Annotated in this window: 20 protein-coding genes and 1 pseudogene; 11 read left to right on the forward strand and 10 right to left on the reverse strand. The window is 39.1% G+C overall.

The genetic code is table 11. The features are described from left to right. Window positions 1-21: 21 nt before the first annotated feature. From AABJ51_RS18225 to AABJ51_RS18240, 4 genes and pseudogenes are all read right to left on the reverse strand, one after another. A pseudogene (locus tag AABJ51_RS18225) lies at window positions 22-1155 on the reverse strand (THUMP domain-containing class I SAM-dependent RNA methyltransferase); the annotation flags it as partial. A 24-nt stretch (window positions 1156-1179) separates the two neighbouring features. Further along, on the reverse strand, window positions 1180-2733 hold the full coding sequence (locus AABJ51_RS18230) for a glycoside hydrolase family 10-like protein (RefSeq protein ID WP_434781376.1): 1554 nt from the start codon (window positions 2731-2733) through the stop codon (window positions 1180-1182). 249 nt (window positions 2734-2982) lie between these two features. Next, window positions 2983-3564, reverse strand: coding sequence for a terminase small subunit-like protein (locus AABJ51_RS18235; protein ID WP_338373735.1), 582 nt, complete (start codon window positions 3562-3564; stop codon window positions 2983-2985). Window positions 3565-3896: 332 nt separating this feature from the next. After that, on the reverse strand, window positions 3897-4025 hold the full coding sequence (locus AABJ51_RS18240) for a hypothetical protein (protein ID WP_338373736.1): 129 nt from the start codon (window positions 4023-4025) through the stop codon (window positions 3897-3899). Between the two features lie 204 nt (window positions 4026-4229). Here AABJ51_RS18240 and AABJ51_RS18245 point away from each other — a divergent pair, with 204 nt between their 5' ends. From AABJ51_RS18245 to AABJ51_RS18280, 8 genes are all read left to right on the forward strand, one after another. Beyond that, a complete protein-coding gene (locus tag AABJ51_RS18245; protein ID WP_338373737.1) occupies window positions 4230-4472 on the forward strand; it encodes a hypothetical protein in 243 nt (80 codons plus the stop codon). Next, window positions 4469-5731, forward strand: a complete 1263-nt coding sequence (locus AABJ51_RS18250) for a metallophosphoesterase family protein (RefSeq protein ID WP_338373738.1) — start codon at window positions 4469-4471, stop codon at window positions 5729-5731. Before AABJ51_RS18245 ends, AABJ51_RS18250 begins: the two co-directional genes overlap by 4 nt. Before the next feature lie 52 nt (window positions 5732-5783). Then, window positions 5784-7034 (forward strand): hypothetical protein, encoded by a 1251-nt coding sequence (locus tag AABJ51_RS18255; protein ID WP_338373739.1) that lies wholly within the window; start codon window positions 5784-5786, stop codon window positions 7032-7034. Further along, window positions 7031-8581: an aldolase catalytic domain-containing protein gene (locus AABJ51_RS18260; RefSeq protein WP_338373740.1), complete on the forward strand. Its 1551-nt coding sequence runs from the start codon at window positions 7031-7033 to the stop codon at window positions 8579-8581. Before AABJ51_RS18255 ends, AABJ51_RS18260 begins: the two co-directional genes overlap by 4 nt. A gap of 107 nt (window positions 8582-8688) precedes the next feature. Continuing rightward, window positions 8689-9375 carry an acylneuraminate cytidylyltransferase family protein gene (locus tag AABJ51_RS18265; RefSeq protein ID WP_134435795.1) on the forward strand — a complete coding sequence of 229 codons (687 nt, stop codon included), beginning with the start codon at window positions 8689-8691 and terminating at the stop codon, window positions 9373-9375. Window position 9376: 1 nt separating this feature from the next. Next, a complete protein-coding gene (locus AABJ51_RS18270; RefSeq protein ID WP_338373741.1) occupies window positions 9377-10420 on the forward strand; it encodes a glycosyltransferase in 1044 nt (347 codons plus the stop codon). Beyond that, a complete protein-coding gene (locus AABJ51_RS18275; RefSeq protein ID WP_026625441.1) occupies window positions 10413-11354 on the forward strand; it encodes a glycosyltransferase family 2 protein in 942 nt (313 codons plus the stop codon). Before AABJ51_RS18270 ends, AABJ51_RS18275 begins: the two co-directional genes overlap by 8 nt. Window positions 11355-11419: 65 nt before the next feature. After that, window positions 11420-12064: a YiiX/YebB-like N1pC/P60 family cysteine hydrolase gene (locus AABJ51_RS18280; RefSeq protein WP_338373742.1), complete on the forward strand. Its 645-nt coding sequence runs from the start codon at window positions 11420-11422 to the stop codon at window positions 12062-12064. Window positions 12065-12102: 38 nt separating this feature from the next. On the opposite strand, the gene AABJ51_RS18285 is transcribed toward AABJ51_RS18280, so the two are convergent. Next, window positions 12103-12726 carry an inorganic pyrophosphatase gene (locus AABJ51_RS18285; protein ID WP_338373743.1) on the reverse strand — a complete coding sequence of 208 codons (624 nt, stop codon included), beginning with the start codon at window positions 12724-12726 and terminating at the stop codon, window positions 12103-12105. 193 nt (window positions 12727-12919) lie between these two features. Beyond that, window positions 12920-13825 carry a site-specific tyrosine recombinase XerD gene (gene xerD, locus AABJ51_RS18290; protein ID WP_338373744.1) on the reverse strand — a complete coding sequence of 302 codons (906 nt, stop codon included), beginning with the start codon at window positions 13823-13825 and terminating at the stop codon, window positions 12920-12922. A 149-nt stretch (window positions 13826-13974) separates the two neighbouring features. Between xerD and AABJ51_RS18295 the strand changes: the two genes are divergently transcribed. Beyond that, entirely contained in the window at window positions 13975-14277 is a 303-nt protein-coding gene (locus tag AABJ51_RS18295) for an FtsB family cell division protein (protein ID WP_026625437.1), read from the forward strand. A 13-nt stretch (window positions 14278-14290) separates the two neighbouring features. Next, window positions 14291-14659, forward strand: coding sequence for a hypothetical protein (locus tag AABJ51_RS18300; protein ID WP_338373745.1), 369 nt, complete (start codon window positions 14291-14293; stop codon window positions 14657-14659). Window positions 14660-14665: 6 nt separating this feature from the next. On the opposite strand, the gene AABJ51_RS18305 is transcribed toward AABJ51_RS18300, so the two are convergent. Continuing rightward, the gene (locus tag AABJ51_RS18305) at window positions 14666-15682 is read right to left on the reverse strand and encodes an LLM class flavin-dependent oxidoreductase (RefSeq protein ID WP_338373746.1); all 1017 of its coding nucleotides are present in this window, start codon (window positions 15680-15682) and stop codon (window positions 14666-14668) included. A gap of 261 nt (window positions 15683-15943) precedes the next feature. Here AABJ51_RS18305 and AABJ51_RS18310 point away from each other — a divergent pair, with 261 nt between their 5' ends. Next, window positions 15944-18892, forward strand: a complete 2949-nt coding sequence (locus AABJ51_RS18310) for a PEP/pyruvate-binding domain-containing protein (protein ID WP_338373747.1) — start codon at window positions 15944-15946, stop codon at window positions 18890-18892. A gap of 53 nt (window positions 18893-18945) precedes the next feature. Here the strand turns inward: AABJ51_RS18310 and AABJ51_RS18315 are convergent, their stop codons facing one another. From AABJ51_RS18315 to AABJ51_RS18325, 3 genes are all read right to left on the reverse strand, one after another. Further along, window positions 18946-19404: a DUF4293 domain-containing protein gene (locus AABJ51_RS18315; RefSeq protein WP_134435799.1), complete on the reverse strand. Its 459-nt coding sequence runs from the start codon at window positions 19402-19404 to the stop codon at window positions 18946-18948. After that, entirely contained in the window at window positions 19404-19736 is a 333-nt protein-coding gene (locus tag AABJ51_RS18320) for a DNA-directed RNA polymerase subunit omega (protein ID WP_026625432.1), read from the reverse strand. Before AABJ51_RS18320 ends, AABJ51_RS18315 begins: the two co-directional genes overlap by 1 nt. 144 nt (window positions 19737-19880) lie before the next feature. After that, on the reverse strand, window positions 19881-20726 hold the full coding sequence (locus AABJ51_RS18325) for an outer membrane protein assembly factor BamD (RefSeq protein ID WP_134435800.1): 846 nt from the start codon (window positions 20724-20726) through the stop codon (window positions 19881-19883). Between the last annotated feature and the right edge of the window lie 37 nt (window positions 20727-20763).

Here is a 20763-nt window from a genome sequence, read left to right on the forward strand (position 1 = left end):
CTGCTAGTTTGTTTCCTGGTTTTTCTTCAAATCGTCTCTCTTGCCGGCAAACAGCTCATACTTTCTGAACTCACATTCAAGAGAACCGTTGACCAGAAAGATTCTCTCCGAGGTTTTAAGCCCCAGTTTGTTAAAGCAGTCTTTACGGTAGCTTAGTATCCATGCAGTATAGCCCATAAATACATGTTTCAGGCGTTCTCCGATCATATCGTACAACCCGAAGAGGTCATCTGGTTTGATACGTTCTCCATAAGGAGGATTAGTTACGATAAACCCATTCTCGGCAGGAGCCTTTGTATATTGTTGAAAAGGCATTGTTTTTAATTCGACATATTTCGCTACTCCTGCACTCTTCACATTTTCGGTAGCTATATCAATGGCTTTTTGTTGGATATCCGATCCGTAAATTTTATACTTAAACTCACGTTCTGCACTGTCATCATTGTATATGGTATCGAACAAATCCTGATTGAAATCATTCCATTTTTCGAAAGCAAAACCGCTGCGGTAAATGCCCGGAGGGATATTCATGGCTATCATGGCGGCTTCTATCAAAAGAGTACCCGACCCGCACATTGGATCTACAAAGTCTGATTGTCCTTTCCAGCCTGTTTTCAGAATCATACCAGCCGCAAGCACCTCGTTGAGCGGAGCTTCGGTCTGTGCGACTCTGTATCCTCGTTTGTGAAGTGATTCGCCCGAACTGTCTAATGATATAGTACAGATATTCTCGGCGATGTGTATGTTTATCAAAACATCAGGATTACTGACCTTTACTGACGGACGTTTACCTGCACGTTGTGTGAAGTAGTCGGCAATAGCATCTTTTACACGGTAAGCTACAAACTTAGAGTGTGTAAAGATCGAAGAGAATACGACTGCATCTATTGCGAAAGTGTTTGTTTCGGTCAGAATTTCGTACCATTTGTACTTTTTTACTTCGGCGTATACTTCGTCTGCATTCTTTGCCTTAAACTGGAAAATCGGTTTCAGTATCCGGAGAGCAGTTCTGCAATGCATGTTTGCCCTGTATAGAAGAGCCTGATCGCCCGAAAAAGATACCATGCGGCGTCCTATCTGTATGTCATTAGCTCCAAGAGCGATTAACTCTTCTGCTAAAACATCTTCTAAACCTGCCATGGTTTTGGCTATCATCTCAAAATTTTCTTGTGCCATTATTTATAACTTAATTTTTTTAGACTTTCCTTTCGATTCGTTATGGAAAGCATCTACTGCCGTAATTACATATTTAAATTTACGTTTACCTCCTTCATAAGGCAATATGTATTGATTATCGGAAGTAATACCTACTATATTAGCCGGGTTTTCAATGTTTTCGGGTTGACCTTCTTCAAATCTGTAAATAACAAAGTAGCTGGCCGTTTCGGGATTTCCCTCTTTTTTATTGCTGTCCCAGATCAGTAAATGCTCTTTTTCGGTATAGAGTTCTTTGATATTCTTTACTTTCTGTGGAGTTTTGTTGTGCATAAAAGTATATGCGGGAATAAGCGCAGGATATTTGTGGTACTCGCGGCTCAGTGCATCCGATACACCTCTGTAGTTTGAGATAAGACTGTATCCGTCCCAAAAAGAATTGCCGTGTACATTTTGAAAGCTTCTCGACAGGCGCATTTTTTCATCCAGTTGATTATCTCCCGAAGGCATTTCTGCATCCATTGTTCGTTTGATATCCTGTCCGATGTACAAAGGACGTCCGAAGTTGTTTTCAGACCACCATTGAATAAGGGTTGTGTAATCTGCAGCTTTGTGTCCGATCTCCCAATATATCTGGGGCATATTGTAATCTATCCAGCCGTTTTTGACCCAAAGCTTCACATCTGCATACAGGTCGTCATAGTTTTGCAGTCCGTTGGTATTGCTGCCTGTTCCGTTAGGGGTGCTGCGTTTGTTCCGGTATATTCCGAACGGACTTATCCCGAATCTTACCCAGGGTTTAGTCAGTATAATTGTTTCTTTTATTTCCTTGATCAGTGAGTTTACGTTGTTTCTTCTCCAATCGTCTTTATGCGCCGCATCGAATCCCTGTTCTGCTCCATAGCGGGCAAAGCTGCGCTCGTCAGGAAATGGTTTTCCTGCGATAGGATAAGGATAGAAGTAGTCGTCCATATGGATGGCATCGACATTATACCTGCTCACAATGTCTTTCACAACTTTACAGATATATTCCCTGTTGGCAGGGATACCCGGATCAAAGAATATTTGAGTACCGTATTTTACGAAACGTTCAGGCTCTCGGTAATAGATATGATTTTTCATCAATACCTGATTCTCTGATGCCGATACCCTGTATGGGTTGAGCCATGCGTGCAGTTCCATTCCACGTTTATGGCATTCTTCGGTCATAAAAGCAAGAGGATCGAATCCATCCGGCAATCCTTTGCCCTGTGTTCCTGTCATAAAACTGCTCCAAGGTTCCAGCTCGGAATAGTAGAAGGCATCGGCCTGCGGACGTACCTGAAAAATGACAGCATTGATTCCGGCAGCCTGCATCTTGTTCAGTATCGAAACGAAATAATGTTTCATTTGTGTACTGTTCATCGATTTATACTGACCTTGCCATACAGTTTGTATCCAGGCTCCACGAAATTCTCTTTTGGGGTATTTCAGATCACTGTAACTCGGCTGCGGTTTTTTACTTCCGCAAGAAGAGAACAGAATTGCTGTGAGAATGAACATCACTGATGTCCGGAATATCCATATTTTTTTCATCATTCGAATTTAGAAAGACAAAAGTATAAATAATAACGCAAAAGGTAATATAAATCAGTTATCAATGATCAGTCATCCAATGGAAATTATTAAGCAACAGAAAGTATTTAATGATATGTTTTCAAGTTATGACACGTTTATATTGTAATGCTTTCCAAATAATAAAGAGGTCTGTGACCTTATTATTCAGTTCATCGCAAAAGGTAACAAAAGTTCCATCTTTCCAACCATTTTATGGAGTAACTTTTTTTATCACCTGTCGAGTGTGGGATCGTAAGCATCGGGAGCATGCTCCGCCTCCGGGGAATCAGATTTGACTTTGAGTGCTTTTCGTCTTTCTTTCATTTCTTCTTCTGTGAAATTACCGCTGCCATTGTCTTGTAAGAATTGAAGTTGATCGGCTGCCTCTTGATTCTGTACTATGATTTCCCAGGGTACACGAATATTTTCTACTTTTTCTTCTATTTCACCTTCTTTAGCCATTGCCATTTTCAAGGTCTTTTCGTCTGCTGCATATTCTTTCATGGTTACTGTTTTTCCGGTCAAATATATTTCTCCACAATCGTCTACGGCATATTTATAACGGGTGGTAGTTACGGTATAGCCATGCTCTAATCTTTGTTTGAGGATTTTTCGGGCTTTTTGAGCCAGTCTTTCGTCACGACCTGCACGGGCATCATCTATCATTTCCTTGAAGTCGGAATATTTGCGTACCCACTGATAAAATGTTTTACGGCTGATGCTGTACATCGCGCAGATTTCACCCAATGTATATTCATCCTGTTCTATTGCATCCGCTATTTTCTTGCCTAGTTTTTCTGTGTATTTTGCCATAATTATAAAGTGTTTTTTCCTTATAGATAAAATTTCAGAAAACAGCAGGTCTTTTATTTATGTGAATCAGTATTTGAAAAGTGTTCTTTTAAAATTATACTTTCAGGTTCTGCTATTTACTAACGCAGCCTGTCGGCTTTGTTTTTCATTTTGCCTTGATGCAAAACGAAACAAAAGATCAAGACTGCGTCTCCCGAGGGTCACAGACCCTTTTGTGGACTGGCGCAAGCCGTTGTCTGGCGTCAGCTAGGGCGCATACAGAGGTGAAGCCGTAATCTGACCAGTGAAACGGGCGTTAAAACTAAATGCTGTTTGAGCCTGAAAGGCGAGTTTTATTTAGTTCCGCCCGAGAACGTAGTCAGATAGGCAGAGCCTCGCAGCGCCAAAGAGTTTTTGGTTCCTTTTGGGGCTTTAGCCAAAAGGAACACAAGCAATCTCTGATTGCGCGTAGTAAATAGCATAATTTAAAAGAACGTTTTATCAATCTAACTACTGATTCATATAATTTATAAATAGATATCCGTGCATCAACAATTCTTTTTTCTTATTTTCGTAGATTTAATTAAGTGACAGAAAGTATTTAATGATATATTTTTAGTTTAATAACAGACTTTGGTGGTTATACCTGCCAAAGCAATAAATAGGTCTGAAACCTTAGGTAAGATATGTTAGATCAAATAGCCGATTTTATAGAAATAATTCAGTCGATACTTATAATATTAGGCATTGCGGGTATTGTGGTGCTTTTATTCGGTGTTTTTCGTAAGCAAAAACCTTTGATGATAAAAGGCGGATATATGCTATTGTTGGCTACGGTACTCTACATATGTGGTTATTTTATCATTAAAACGACAAAAAAACGCGCGGACGATTTTCTGAACAATACATATATAGAGGTTGGACGATGAAGAAGTATATACTGTTTTTCTTTATATTGTTTTTTTCGATTCATTTGCAATCTTGTGCATCCGGTACCGAATCTTTACGTCTTGGTGTTATTGGTGATCCTCATTATCTGTCAGAACAATTGATGGATGACGGTAAAGCCGTGAAAGATTATGTAAATATGAGCGGAAAAGATATTCGTGATGTTCCATTGGTACTGCAGCAGGTATTGGACGATTATCTGAAAAGCGACATAGATATTCTGCTAATCCCGGGAGATATAACTAAAGATGGAGAGAAACAAAGCCATATTGATTTCAGAAAAAAGCTCCAGCCGCTGATCGATGAAGGTGTGCGGATTTATGTTATTCCGGGCAATCACGATATCAATATTCCTCACCCTGTGAAATACGAAGGAGATAAAACCCTGCCGACAGAAAATATTTCACCTCAGGAATTTGCCGAAATATATGCCGATTGTGGTTATACGGAACAAATCAGCCGAGATACAGCATCATTGAGTTATGTTGCCGAACTGGATAAAAAAACATGGCTGCTCGCTATAGATGCCTGTAAATATCAGGATTATAAGGAAAATAGTATATCATCGGGGAGAATATTACCCGAAACGGAAAAGTGGATCACCGAAGTTTTGGCTGAAGCCCGAAAACAAAACATACGGGTGCTGGGTATGATGCATCATGGATTGGTAGAACATATTATGATGCAGTCATATTTCTTTAAAGATTATCTGGTGGACGATTGGAGCCGTTTAGCCGATTTGTTAGCTGATCAGGGAATGAAGGCTATATTTACCGGACATTTCCATGCAAATGACATCACCGAATACAAATCACCGGCAGGAAATAAAATTTATGATATAGAAACAGGCTCATTGGCGGCATTTGCATATCCTTACCGTTTTGTGGAATTGACCGAAAACGGAATGTCTGTATCGACAAAAAACGTGACGGCTATCGAAGGTAAGCCCGATCTGGCCGAAGACAATAAAAAAGTAATGCAGTCGCGTGCCAGAGCTTTGGCTTTGGAGGTAATCAGAGCAAAAGGAATGAGCTTTCCTCCTCAAACGTTAGATTTATTAGCCGATCTGGCGTCGCAGATATTTGTACAGCATCTGCAAGGGGATGAAAAGGTGGACGATGCGATGAAAGGAGCGATTACGCATCTGATAAAAGATATGGGAATGCCTGTGCCATTATCGCCCGAAAATATCGAACTCGATTTTTATCCGGCTGATAATAACGTAGAAATAACTTTTTGAGGCATTGCCTTAAATGATTAACTTTGCCGGATAAGACTTCTCGGACTATATTATGGATACAAGATTTTATAACCGTTACAAAGACCTGCTTTCTAAGCTCGATTATACATACAGGGGGTATAATATCGGGTGTCTTATTCCGGGTTATCTCACATGTATGTTTACTGATGATGCCGTAACAGGCAGGGATGTATTTAAGGGATTTTATGAAGGGGTAAAATTTACTAACCTTTCACAAGTTCTCCGAACCGAAAAGTCAACGGTAATAACCTACCTGATCAGCCGTAAAGATTATGGTGATCTGGCGGAGTCTGTCCGTAAAACTTATCTCGACTCGGATGTGACGTGTCTTGAAACACTTGACAAGGTTGGATATTCGCCTTTCGGAATCTCATATATAAGTCATTTGCTGAAAGCCTTTCGGATTATTTTCTCCCGTTCCGTAAAAGAATCGTTTACTACAAAACTTTATTTGGTTGCAATACTTACCAACTTGTTCAATCAGGTTAAATACCTCGATAAAGTACTGTGTCCTCCGAATGTCAAAAAATATATCTGCTTTAATTCGGCATATAAAGAAGAAAGTCTGCTGACGCTTTATTTTAAGAAACATAAAGTGGAAACAATCAGCCTTCAGCATGGTGTTTTTTGCGACTTTAAGCAAATGGTTCCGTTTGATATTATCAATATGGATAATCTGATAGCAGATAAACTGATGTGCTGGGGACAATCTACCATAGATTATCTGAAGACTAAAGGTTTTGACGAGTCTCGTTTTATATTGGCCGGAAATTCGAAATACAAAGATGCAGAGATCGGGCATGTGGATCAGTCATTCAGTAAATGTCTGGTACTCTTGGGACGGTCGGTATATATACCTTCCAATGACAAGTTACTGGCTTTGCTTATGGAATTTAATCGCAAGCACGGCAATAAGATATTGTTTTATCTGAAAAAGCATCCGTTTGTAGTCGATTCCGAGCATAAAGCCTTCGCAAGTATTGCTGATAACCTATTTTTTGTAGGGCGGGAACATTCTGTGCAGGAAGTTTTAAGATCTGATTTGGTCGATTTTACCATAGCTGTTAATACAACAGCATATTATGAGTCTTTGGCATTAGGTAAAATTTCATTAAGATGGTCTGATTCGGAAAACGAAAACTTCTATGGAATGGATGATAAATTTTATGACTTGGCAGGGCTGGAAAACAAGATAAACTACTTCAAATCAAAACCCGAAAGTGAAATCAGGAGGGAAATGAAAGAAGTGATCAAATATGTATTTAATCCCGAACTGAAATGATACAGGTATTAGATTGTACGCTCCGTGACGGCGGATATTATACAAATTGGGATTTTGAAGAGAATCTGACAAAGAACTACTTTGAGTCGATGGAGAAGTTGCCGGTTCAGTATATCGAGATCGGTTATCGTTCGCTGTTAAGCAATGACTACAAAGGAGAATATAACTTCTGCCCAGATTATGTCATAAGCAGGGCTCGTAAATATATGCCGTCTAAAAAGATCGGTGTTATTTTGAATGAGAAAGAAATTCGGGTCGAAGATTTAGACAGGTTATTGGGTTCTTGTAAAGGAAAGCTCGACTTTATACGAATGGCAGTTGATCCCTCAAATCTCGGTAGGGCAAAAGTTACTGCTGCCGAAATTCGGAATATGGGTTTCGAAGTCGGTTTTAATGTTATGTACATGTCGAAGTGGACATCTCAATACCCGGATTTTATAAACAGTCTGCTCTCATTGAACGGTGTTGTCGACAGCTTTGCAATGGTCGATTCTTTTGGAAGTATGATGCCCGAACAAGTCAGCCAGATAACCAAGGCGGTTAAGTCGGTTCTGAAATGTAAAATCGGTTTTCACGGACATAATAATATAGAACTGGCTTTTGCCAATACCCTGGCTGCGATAGATGCCGGATGTGATATTGTGGATGCAACCATCACCGGGATGGGGCGTGGAGCGGGCAACCTTCGGACGGAATTGTTATTGTCTTATCTGTCGTCGAACAAAGACTTGGAAATTGATTTTAACAGTCTGAGTACAACTGTTGCCGACTTTGAACGGCTGAAAGAAAAATATCGCTGGGGAACGAATTTACCTTATATGGTTTCGGGGTTCAATTCATTGCCACAAAAAGATGTGATGGACTGGGTAACCCGCCGTTTTTATTCGATCAACAGTATTTTACAGGCTTTGAATAATATGAAGGACAAGAAAGGCGACAACCTTAAGTTACCTCAATTCAATGCCGAGAGGCGACATTTCGATCTGGCTGTTATTATCGGAGGAGGCCCTAGCGGAGCCAGTGCCGCATATGCCGTTAAACAGCTGATTAAAAAGCAAAACAACCGTTCGGTATGTCTGATACATGCAAGCAGTAAGAATGCCGGATATTATAATGATATAGACATACCTCAGTATTTCTGTTTAGTGGGGAATGAGGGACACCGTTTAGAAAAAGTGTTTGCAGATTTCAATCTCGAATGTATATCGTGCGTGCTGCCTCCTTATCCGAGAAAAATGGGAACGTATATTCCCGAAAAGCTGAAAGATAAAAGTTTCGAATTGGCATCAGTTACATTTTCCGATCTTTATCAGGATTCGCATACGGCACTAGCGTTACAGACTGCTCTCGAAATTTCGGCAAATACCATTTATATTGCCGGATATGACGGCTATGATGGATTGATCGGAGAGAATGAAAGAATGCTGACTCAGGAAAACGAATATCTGTTGGCAAGAGCAGTTAATGAAAACCCTGAAAAAGAAATCGCAACCATAACAGGACCAAATACAACGGAGTTAAGAATATATCGGTCTATGGACTATTAATCAAATGAAAGTATTTAATGATACATTTCAATGTTATAACAAGCTCAGCCTATTATACTTGCCAAAGCAACAAATAGGTCTGCGACCTTAGTAAACGGAAAATCAAAATGAAAATATCTGCTTTTTTACCATGCCGTGCAGGAAGTGAACGTGTTCCGCATAAAAATACCCGTTCTTTTGCAGGTATTGAGGGGGGATTATTAAGGATAAAACTCGATCAGCTTATAGCTTGTAAGGAGATAGATACAATTGTGCTGTCGACTAATGACGATGAGGTGATACATATTGCAGAATCATTATCAAATGCTAAAATACAGATAGATCGGCGTCCCGAACATCTGGCGACTTCGTCAGCATCTACTGATGATCTGGTTAAATATGTACCCCAAATAATTACCGAGGGTGCTGTTTTATGGACACATGTAACTTCGCCGTTTATAGATGCGGAGTTGTATGCTAAGGCAATATCAAAATATAAAGAGGTTTTGTCGGGAGCTGATTATGATTCTTTGATGTCGGTAATGGCATTGCGAACTTTTATCTGGAATAAAAGCGGAGCTGTAAATTACGACAGGCAGAAAGAGAAATGGCCTCGTACGCAAACAATTGAACCTTTGTTTGAGGTCGACAGCGGAATTTTTCTCGCAGATATAAGCGTTTATAAGAATTTGAACGATAGAATAGGGCAGAAGCCTTATCTTTTCGAAAACAGTGATATTGCTGCTTTCGATATAGATTGGGAAGACGATTTTTTTATAGCAGAAGCAATATATAAGCAGCTAAAAAACAAATAGAATGCAGCAACGTATTTCCGTTATAGTTCCGGTTTTCAATATGGAACAGTTTCTGACCCGGTGTGTCGATTCTATCTTGAATCAGACATATAAGGAGTTGGAAATTATTTTGATTGATGACGGGTCAACGGATAGTTCACCCTCTGTTTGTGATAATTATGCCTTACAAGATCAGAGAGTCAGGGTTATTCATCAACCGAATAGTGGAGTATCGTCTGCTCGTAATGCCGGACTAGAGATAGCCACGGGCGATTATATCAGCTTTATTGATCCGGACGATTGGATTGAATCGGATACTTACGGGAAATTAACAGAGTATTTGTTCGCAGAGAATCCTGATATAATACGTTTTAATGCCGTTCGGAAAGGTGAGATAATTAACTGGCTTCCCTTTGAAGGGGTTTATGATGGGGATCTTTTTGAAAAAGAGGTCGTATTACCGATGATCGGTTCCGAAAAATTCGGAGGAATGTTTATTCTCGGAGTCTTATGGCTTCACCTTTTTAAAAGAGAACTGATAGAACAGTACAAAATAAGATTTGATACACGGCTGAGGCGGTGCGAAGACCGTTTGTTTACTGTATCTGCAATGGTGTTTGCTCGTAATATGCTATTCGTGCAGGATGCGTTTTATCATTATGAAGTGAATGATGAATCGCTATCGAATCGGTATGATCCGCAGCGATGGGATCAGGAACTTATTTTTCTGAGAAACCTGAAAGAGTTATACATAAAAAATAAAAATAGTATTTTTGTCGGAGAAGCAGACCAACGTCTGGCAAACGATTGTATATTGAGGGTAATAACTTCTGTCAATCAGGAGTACTTTTCGAATAACCAAAATTCATTCCGCACAAGATACCGGAATGTGAAAAAAATAATATGTTGTACCGAAACCCGAGATGCGGCAGGTCAAATGACCTCCGAACGGCTCGGATGGAAGGGGCAGCTGATGATTTGGATGATAAAGAAACGTTTTGCTTTTCTGTTAAACGTTTTCAATACGATTATTTTACTTAAAAATAAGTTTAAGACAAATGGATAAAATATCAACAATTGTTCCGTGTTATAACGAAGAGCAGGCTTTGCCGTTCCTTTATGAGGAGTTGGTAAAAGTTGCAGAGCGGATGAGCGGACAAGAATTCGAGTTTATCTTTGTTAATGACGGTTCAAGGGATAAAACACTACAAGTTATACGTGACCTGAGAAAGAAAGATTCTCGTGTACGTTACGTTTCTTTTTCTCGCAATTTTGGAAAAGAAGCAGCTATCTATGCCGGATTGGAAGCATCGACCGGAGACTATGTCGCCATGCTGGATGCCGATTTACAGGATCCTCCTTACTTGTTGGCGGAAATGTATGATTCGCTGCAAAACGAAGATTATGACTGTGTGGCAACACGCCGTGTCGACCGTAAAGGGGAGCCTGTAATAAGATCGTTTTTTGCACGGCAGTTTTATCAGTTAATCAATAAGATATCCGATACCGAGATTGTGGACGGCGCCCGGGATTTTCGCTTGATGACTCGTCAGATGGTTAATTCTATTTTAGAATTGAAGGAGTATAACCGTTTTTCGAAAGGTATATTTGGCTGGGTTGGTTACAATACTAAATGGATTGCTTACGAAAATGTTGAACGTGTAGCCGGAGAAACCAAATGGTCGTTCTGGGGATTGTTCTTTTATTCCATAGAAGGAATTATTGCTTTCTCTACGCGTCCTTTGGCTATCGCCTCTATCGTCGGTATTGTACTTTTCCTTATCGCTATCTGCTGGACTTTCTATATTATTGCCAAAACATTACTCTGGGGTGAACCCGTAGCAGGTTATCCTTCTCTGATTTGCGGCATCTTCTTTATCGGAGGAATACAGTTGCTTTGTCTGGGTATTTTAGGTCAGTACTTATCTAAAACATATCTTGAGACCAAGAAGCGTCCGATTTATATTGCAAAGGAGACGGAAGAGTATTTGGATAAATAAAGGTACTGCTGTGTGAACAAAAAGCACAAAGTATGGTTTTATAGATTGAATTTATACTTTAAACAATGAAATATTATATAACTATATTGGTGTTTTCGCTGTTCTTTTCGGGTTATGCCGGAGCGCAGGAGTTCAAATTGCAAAATGGAGACCTGATTTTTCAGGATTCAGGAGTAAGTAATCTCGAGAAATCGATTCAGGAAGTGACAACCAGCCTCGAGGGTTATCAGTTTACACATGTCGGGATGGTTTATATTGATGATAACGACAGTGTGTTTGTACTAGAGGCTACCACGCCTAAACTGGTTCTGACTCCTATCAATGAGTATCTTTATACAAAATCGAGTAATGGTTCTACACCCAGATCTGTTGTCGGACGGTTGAAAAGTGAATATCAGCCGCTAATACCCGAAGCATTGAAGATTGGATTTACTCATTTAGGAAAGGTGTATGATTATGGTTTTATATTAGGAAACGACAATTATTATTGTACCGAGCTTATATATGAAACACTGAAACTGGCTAATAATGGAACTGAAGTATTTCACTTGGCTCCGATGACATTTAAAGATTCCAAAACCGGAAAAACAACCGAAGGCTGGTCGAAATATTTCGAAAAGCATCAGTTGCCCGTTCCGGAAGGTGAGCTCGGAATTAGTCCCGGATCAATGTCTTTGTCTGATGCTGTTGATATTGTATATCGTTATTAAACCTCTTTCATGTTTGTAATATGTAAAGACTAAAACCTTTACATATTACAAACATCGTATCTTTCGTTATAGTCTTCGATTGATCTTCTTATAACTTCATACGCAACTTCTACATCGTACACGTGAGTAAGTATGCATTTGCGTTCCGTATCACCGGGTATATCTTTATAAGTTGTAAAATAATGTTTCAGGCGTTCAATGATCGGTAACGGCACATCGCTAATATCTTTATAGTTGCTGTAAATCGCGTCATTATCCAGAACGGCTATCAGTTTATCATCCGCCTGTCCGTGGTCTATCAATCTGAATCCTCCGATGGGACGTGCTTTTACAATGATGTCTCCATGTGTAATGTCTTTCTCTGTTAGAACACAAATGTCGATAGGGTCGCTGTCTCCGACAATATCGGTACGGCTCAATCTGACGTTACTTAGTTCTGCTACACGAGGACCACTGATTGTTTGCGGTAAAAAACCGTAAAGAGCAGGAATGATATTCGAGTACTTCTGAGGACGGTCTATACATAAATAGCCGGTCGATTTATCTATTTCGTATTTTACAGTATCTGTCGGAACTATTTCTATAAAAGTTCTGACCACTTCGGGAGCTTCATCTCCCAGACTTATCCCATGCCAAGGGTGTGCTTTGTATTTTCTAATCATCAAAAGTATATTTAGATTATATAAGTAACGGCTCTAATTTAGATAAATTATATTGAATCGAAAATTTTGCATTTCAAATTCTTTTTATTCTGGTCTGTTTTGTTTCGTTTTGTGTCTGCTGAACTTTGATGTTTAAGTATAACTGAGAGAAATAACCTTCAATTGACGGGTTCTTTATTTTTTTCTATATCTCTTATCTTTTATCAATATTGCGAGGATGATGTTCAATAATCTCCTGTCTCAAATATTCCCTGTCCATGTGAGTGTATATTTCCGTTGTTGTTATTTTTTCGTGTCCCAGCATTTGCTGAATAGCCCTGATATTGGCTCCTCCTTCAAGTAAATGAGTAGCGAATGAATGCCGAAAAGTATGAGGACTGATATTTTTCTGAATACCTGCTTCCTGTGCATACTGTTTTATAAAATGAAAAACCATAATCCGTGATATAGGTGTACCTCGTTTACTTAAGAAAACTACATTTTCTGATCCTTTTTTGATGTCGTACAATTTTCTGTCGAGTAGGTAGTTCCCTATTTCTTTTATTGCAATCTCCGATATGGGCACAAGTCGTTGTTTGCTGCCTTTACCTTCGACTCGAATAAATCCATCATCGAGAAACATATCCGAAAACTTCAGGTTGATCAGTTCCGATATACGCAGTCCGCAGCTGTATAGAACTTCTATAATAGCCCTGTTGCGGTGACCTTCTTTTGTCGATACATCAACGCTGTTTTTGATTTGTTCTATTTCCTGTAATGACAGTACCGTCGGGAGTTTTAGTCCTATTTTGGGCGTCTCGAGTAATTCAGACGGATCGTTCTGCAAATAACCATCAAGAATCAGATAATTGAAGAAAGACCGTATTCCGGATAATATACGGGCGACCGACCGTGCATTGATACCTAAATCGTACAATTGACTGACAAATTGTTGTAAGTCATCCAATGTAACCTGCTGAAGCTTGAGATTTTCGTTATCGAGATAATTTATGAGCTTGAGCAGATCATCGGTATATGCTTCGATTGAGTTTTTGGATAATCCTTTTTCCAGAAGCAGGTACGATTTGTATTTAGATACTATGTCGGTTTCTTTTATCATCTATTGTTCCATCAGTCGTTATGAACTGAGATTTACAAATCTACATGAAAAAATTTCTTTTGAGCAAAAAGCAACCTAATATCATCAGCAATCTGATCAAATATCTCTATATTTGCATATAAGTCTGTTTACTCAATAAGTGTAAGATTATGGAACAGTTGAAAAAAATAGGAAAATATATATTAAGCAAGTTTACAAAAGTACAACTGGCTTTTATCCTTGTTTTGTTGGTTTGCTGTTTTATAATCAGTGATAGTACTATTTTTGCCCGGTTCAGCTACGATCTTGAGATCAGCGATCTGAAAGGACAGATCAATTATTACAAAGAAAAGATAGAGACAGATAAACAAAAACTGAACGAGCTGAAGTCTGATAAAGACAATATCGAAAAGTTTGCCCGTGAAAACTATAAAATGAAAAAAGACAACGAAGAAGTATTCGTTGTGGAATGAGTCCCGTCTAACTATGAATAAAGATAAATCAGCCAAAATAAAAGATACTGTATTTAAAATATCGGCTCTGCTCATTCTATTGGCAGCCGGTGTGTATTTGTTCAATCCTTTTGTTGCTGCTTGTACTATGGCTGTCGGTGTCATTGGGTTCGGGTGGGGGATATTTACCTCTCCTTATCCCGGAAAAAGTATGAGGGGGAAGCGTCTGGCTTCTATCCGTGTTTTCGGTGTGATAGCAATGGCTGTTGCTACTTACCTGATGTTCGAGCAAATGAACGAATGGGTGGTGGCTATGCTTATCGGAGCCATTCTGATTCTTTATACCGCAATTATACTCACTCACGAGTATGCAAGGGAGCAGCGAGAAGAAAATAACAAATAAATATCTTTACTCGCTGAGATTAAACTCTTTGGCAAGTAATTCATACGAGTGAAGCCTGTCTTCTATCTTTTCAGCATACGTTACCAGCATAATTTCATCTATATCGTAAGTTTCGGCTAGGGCTGTGAGCCTTTTCTTCACTATTTCCGGTGTTCCCATAATGGTACGTCCTTTGTTGTATTGTATCCTCTGTCTTTCGAATTCTGTGTACGGCATTGTTATAATGTCTTCATAATGTACTGCAGCCAGATTTCCTCCTCTCTCGAGTTGGATAAACCGATAGTCCATGAGAGCCTGCTGGCGTTTTACGACCTCTTCGTCTTCGTTGCAGAAAACAAAGATTGCTACATTGGCTTGAGGTTCTTTTAAGTCTGATGACGGCTTGAAATTACGTCTGTATCCCTGAATGATATTTGCTCCGACATATGGGTTGATAAACTGTGCATAGGAAAGTCCCAGTCCGAAATGAGCGGCAATAAGCCCGCTTTCGCCGCTGGAGGTAAGCAGCCACCTCGGAGGTACTGTTTTTGTAACAGGGATCGCCTTTACTTTTTGAGATACAGATCCGCTCTCTTGCGAATCGTGAAAAAAATCACTGAGGTCGTATAGCTGTTGTATAAAGTCCTGCTCATCGAATTTGTTGGTCGGGTTTAATATCGATGCTGTCAGTCGGTCTGTACCGGGAGCCCGTCCTATTCCCATATCGATACGTCCCGGATAAAGAGCTTCGAGCAGACGGAAACTTTCAGCTGCTTTCAACGAACTGTGGTTAGGCAGCATGATTCCTCCTGATCCTATCCGCATTTTCTTCGTGTGATTTGCCAGATGGGCAATCAATATTTCCGGTGTACTGCCGGCCAGAGTAGGGGCATTGTGATGCTCCGAAACCCAAAACCGGGTATATCCCAGACTGTCGGTAAGTTCCGCCAGACGGGTTGTTTCATTTAATGCATCTGTTGAGGTCTTTCCTTTATTGATAGGAGATTGATCTAATACACTAAGCTTAATATGTTGTTTTGCCATCTTTTTATATTTTATACGATATATAACAGCTGTATGCGTCTCTGGTTTAGGTAAACGCAGATATTTATGGATAATTGACTTTTGAAATTTAGATTTCACCGATAATATAATATCTTTAAGGTCACAGATCTTTCTGAAAGGTTCCGTTTGTGATAAAAAGTAATGAGGACGTTGCTTATATTTTGATTTTATCTATAAGGAGCAATCAGTGACTAGTGATCTTTGTAAACTTTTGAAAGTTGAGAATTAAAAAAACTATACATGCAGAATATTCCGGATATAAAACAATACCGATTTAAAGACACTTCGTTTGCAAGTTTGATGAACAAACGGATATACAATGTATTACTTATTGCCACCAAATACGACATATTTATATTGGAAGAGGACGGACGTGTGGATGAGCAGATCTTTGACGAGTATACGTCTCTGAGTTTACGTTATCCGCCCCGTTTTACACAGGTGTCTACCGAAGAAGATGCTTATGAATGTCTGAAGCTAAATCATTACGAGCTGGTTATATTTATGCCTAATATGGATGACAACGAGATGTTCACATTGGCTCGAAATATCAAAAGCCAGTATCAGGACATCCCGATGATTGTGTTGACAGCCTTTTCGAAAGAGGTATCCAAAAGATTGTCAACAGAAGATTTGTCTTTTGCCGACTATGTTTTCAGCTGGATGGGAAATTCCAATTTACTGTTAGCCATTATCAAATTGATAGAAGATGCGATGAATGTCGATCACGATACAGAGATGGTCGGGGTGCAGATTATATTGCTGGTTGAAGATTCAGTTCGCTTCTATTCTTCAGCCTTACCGGCATTGTTTAAGATTGTATTGGAAGAATCTCAGGAGTTTTCGAAAGAGGCTCTCAATGAGCATCAACAGACATTGAGAATGAGAGGACGTCCCAAAATATTGCTAGCCAGAAGTTATGAAGAAGCTGCTGATATTTACTCTCGTTACAAAAATAATATGCTTGGGGTGGTAACGGATATGAGCTATATGCAAAGTGGTGTTAAGGAGCGTTTGGCTGGTTATTATCTGGCTAAATGGATTAAGGAGCAGGATCGTTTTCTTCCCGTGATTTTTAATTCGTCGGAAAAAGCAAATCAAAAGTATGCCGAAGATCTGAATTGTTCATTTATAGATAAGAACTCGAAGCGGTATCCTTTGGATTTACGAGCCAGAATTGTAGAACAGTTTGGTTTTGGCGATTTTATCATTATTGATCCCGATACTCAGGAGGAAATATTGCGAATCAGAAACCTGAAGGATCTTCAGCGGTCAATAAAGATCATACCCGATAAATCATTGGTATATCACATGTCTCATAATCATTTTTCACGTTTTCTGTATTCGAGGGCTATGTTTCCGATTGCCGAAGCTCTGAAAAAAATAGATGTGAAGGATATAAATATCAAGGAAGCGCGCGAATTTATTTATGATGCGATTGTAGAATACCGAAGGATCAAGAATTCGGGAGTTATCGCAGTCTTTGAAAAAGACCGTTTCGATGAATTTTCCAATTTTGCACGTATCGGAAAAGGGTCATTGGGAGGAAAAGGACGTGGATTAGCTTTTCTGGGTAATATTGTGAAAACACACATGGAGTTGAATGATAATCTGAATTTTCCTGTGATTTTGCCTAAAACAGTAGTGCTGTGTACTGATATATTCGATGAGTATATGGATCGTAATAACCTTTATCCGATTGCTTTGTCCGAAGCTTCGGATGAAGATATCTTAAAAGCTTTTCTGCAAGCCGAACTACCGGAACGGTTAAATGATGACTTTCTGGCTTTGTTCGAGGCTGTACATGCACCTATCGCCATCCGTTCGTCCAGTTTGCTGGAGGATTCTTATTATCAACCGTTTGCCGGCATATATGCTACTTATATGATTCCCGATCTGTATGATAAGGAAAAGCGGTTGAAGCTTATCAATGATGCCGTGAAATCGGTATATGCATCTGTCTTTTATGGAGATAGTAAGGCATATATGACTGCCACTCAAAATCTGATAGATCAGGAGAAAATGGGAATTGTTCTTCAGGAAGTTGTAGGGACTAAATACGGTAACCGTTTTTATCCGACTATGTCAGGGGTTGCCCGTTCTCTCAATTTTTATCCTATAGGGCATGAAAAGGCTGAGGAAGGTGTAGCTAATATTGCCCTTGGCTTAGGTAAGTATATTGTAGATGGGGGAACAACTCTGCGGTTTTCGCCCTATCATCCAAATAATATACTGCAATTAAGTACAATGGACTTTGCTTTGCGTGATACCCAGCGTCAGTTTTATGCCTTGGATATGGAAGATACCGACCGTGAGTTTTCGGTAAACGATGGTTTTAATCTGTTGAAAGTGAATGTGTCGGATGCCGTGCAGGATGGCTCTCTACAATATATTGTGTCCACTTTCGATCCCATGGATCAGGTTATTTATGACGGCTTTTATGAAGGAGGGCGGAAGATCATTTCATTCGCTAATATATTGCAGCACGACCTCTTTCCGTTCCCGGAATCACTTCAAAAAGTACTGCGTATCGGTCAGGAAGAAATGGGAAGGGCTATAGAAATAGAGTTTGCCGTAAATATAAAGAGCAAAGATGAAGCCCAATTTTATCTGTTGCAGATACGTCCTATTGTGCAGAATAAAGAAGCTATGACCGAAGACCTGTCGGTGATACCTGAAGATGAAACTATTCTGGTTTCGAAAAACGCTTTAGGAAATGGAATAATTGACGATGTATACGATATTATATACGTAAAATCTGACAGTTTCAATGCCGCGAACAATCAGTTTGTCGCTTATGAAATAGAAAAACTTAATAAACAGTTTGCAGAGAATGATAAAGGTTATATTCTGGTAGGGCCCGGCAGATGGGGCAGTAGCGATTATTGGCTGGGAATACCTGTTAAATGGCCTCATGTGAGTAATGCACGTTTGCTTGTTGAGTCGGGGCTTGAAAATTATAGGATAGAGCCAAGCCAGGGAACCCACTTCTTTCAGAATCTGACCTCTTTCGGGGTAGGGTATTTCACTGTCAATCCTTACTTGAAAGATGATGGTGTTTTTGACGAAGAGTACCTGAATAACCAACCTGCAGTTTTCGAATCTCAGTATTTGAGACATGTCCGGTTCTCAGACCCTTTGGTTATAAAGATTAACGGGAAGAAAAAATATGGGATAGTGTTGAAATAAAAAAAGGAGGAATCTCACTTCCTCCTTTTCTGTCTATATAAGTGATAATTACCTTATCTTATTCGATTGAGCGACTGTACCAGTTTTTCGTCTGCTTTTATCTTTATTATAGCAAGAACGATAAAGATTAGTGCTATAACGGGTAGTATAACTCCGTATTTTACATTCACTAAGGTTGAAGATGTAGCAGCCATACCTGTTTGCAGGTAGGTATAGATAGTTCCATAAGAAGCCAGGATTCCTACTATTGCTGCATATGAAAGTTTTATTTGCAGCTTTCTATTCTTATAGAGAAATATAGAGACTATAGTGAGTACAGCTGTTAACGATACCACTCCTATAACACCCCATGTCGGATAACTTGATCCAACTCCGTTTTCAAAGAAGCCTAAGCATCGGTATATAAAATATCCGTTTGCTCCATCAGCCAAAAAAGCTAAAGGGCTGAAAACAGTTACAGCCATTAAAATGGCTGCAACTAATAAATATATCGACTGTATTCTTTGTATCATTAGAAGTTGTCTTTATCCTTATTCGGGTTTCTATAGTAGATTTTGCCTTCAGTATATTCCTGTGCAGCAATAAGTCCCGCTTTAGGAAGTTTTTCGTAGTAGCGTGAGATCTCTATTTGCTCGCGGTTTTCGAATACTTCTTCCAGATTATCGTTATATGAGGCAAATTCCTGTAGCTTACGATCCAGGTCTTGTTTCATTTCTACAGCTATCTGATTGGCTCTTTTACCGATAATTCTTACAGTTTCGTATACATTCTCAGTATCAGCTGAGAGGCTCATCATATCTCTTGTAACCGTATTACTCGGTGCATTCGTTTTTTTGTAGTCCATAATTATTTAAAATCGCTATATAATGAATTTTGTTATTTCTATTAAGGTCTCAGACCTTCTTATTGATTTTGTAAGTGTAACAGATTGTATCATTTATGAATGTATTCTTGAATACTTTCTGTTCTAAATAAAAGGATAGAATCCTTATTTTGTTTCTTCTGTACTTGTTGACAAATTGTCAGTGTTTTGTCCAATTGCTTTTAAAGCCTGCTTATGATATCTTTCAGCTTCCTTCTTATATTTTCCTTCAGGGAACATATTCAGGTAGTTGTACTGTTCATCAATAACGTCTCTATAACGTTCGGGTTTACGCTCGTTTATACTCTGATTAGCCAATTCATATCTTGATCTCAAGATCAGAACCTGATATTCTTCGAGGTATTTCGAGTATGGGTATGTTTTTATTGCTTCTCTGGCAGTTACTACACATGATTCGTAGTTGTTACCCATATAATTACCCAAGTTGAAATACAAACGGCATGCCATTAATTCTTTTAGTGCCAGTTTTTCCTGCATTTCGAATAAGTATTCCTGAGCTAGCTGTACTTTATCGCTTTGAGGATACAATTCGAGGAATGTCTGGAACTCCTGCATCGATTTGTATGTATTGGTCTGGTCGAGGCGTACATCCGGCGAATCAAGATAAAGTCCGTATGCAGCATTATATCTCGACAGCTCAGTATAATCTCCTTTTGGATATGTATTGCAATATGCTTTATAATATTGAGTGGCAGTGGTATAATCTTTATTGTAAAAGTAACTTTGAGCTAATAAAAATAACGATTCCTCGGCATGTGAAGTTCCTTTAAATATTGGAACTAGCTCTTCTAACAGAGTAGAAGCCTTTCCATACTTTTTCTCATCGAAATATTTCTTTGCATAAGTATATTTCAGTTCGTAGTCGGTACTTTTCAGTATTTTATTGTACTCGCCGCACGAACTAGTAATGAGCAGAGTAAGCAAGAAAGCAAAAAAGATCTTTATTTTCATTCTTTTATGTAAAAAAAGTATTCAATGATATACTTCT

Source organism: Indolivaga capnocytophagoides (assembly GCF_036511535.1).
In the GTDB taxonomy this organism is placed as follows: Bacteria; Bacteroidota; Bacteroidia; order Bacteroidales; family Dysgonomonadaceae; genus Dysgonomonas_A; species Dysgonomonas_A capnocytophagoides.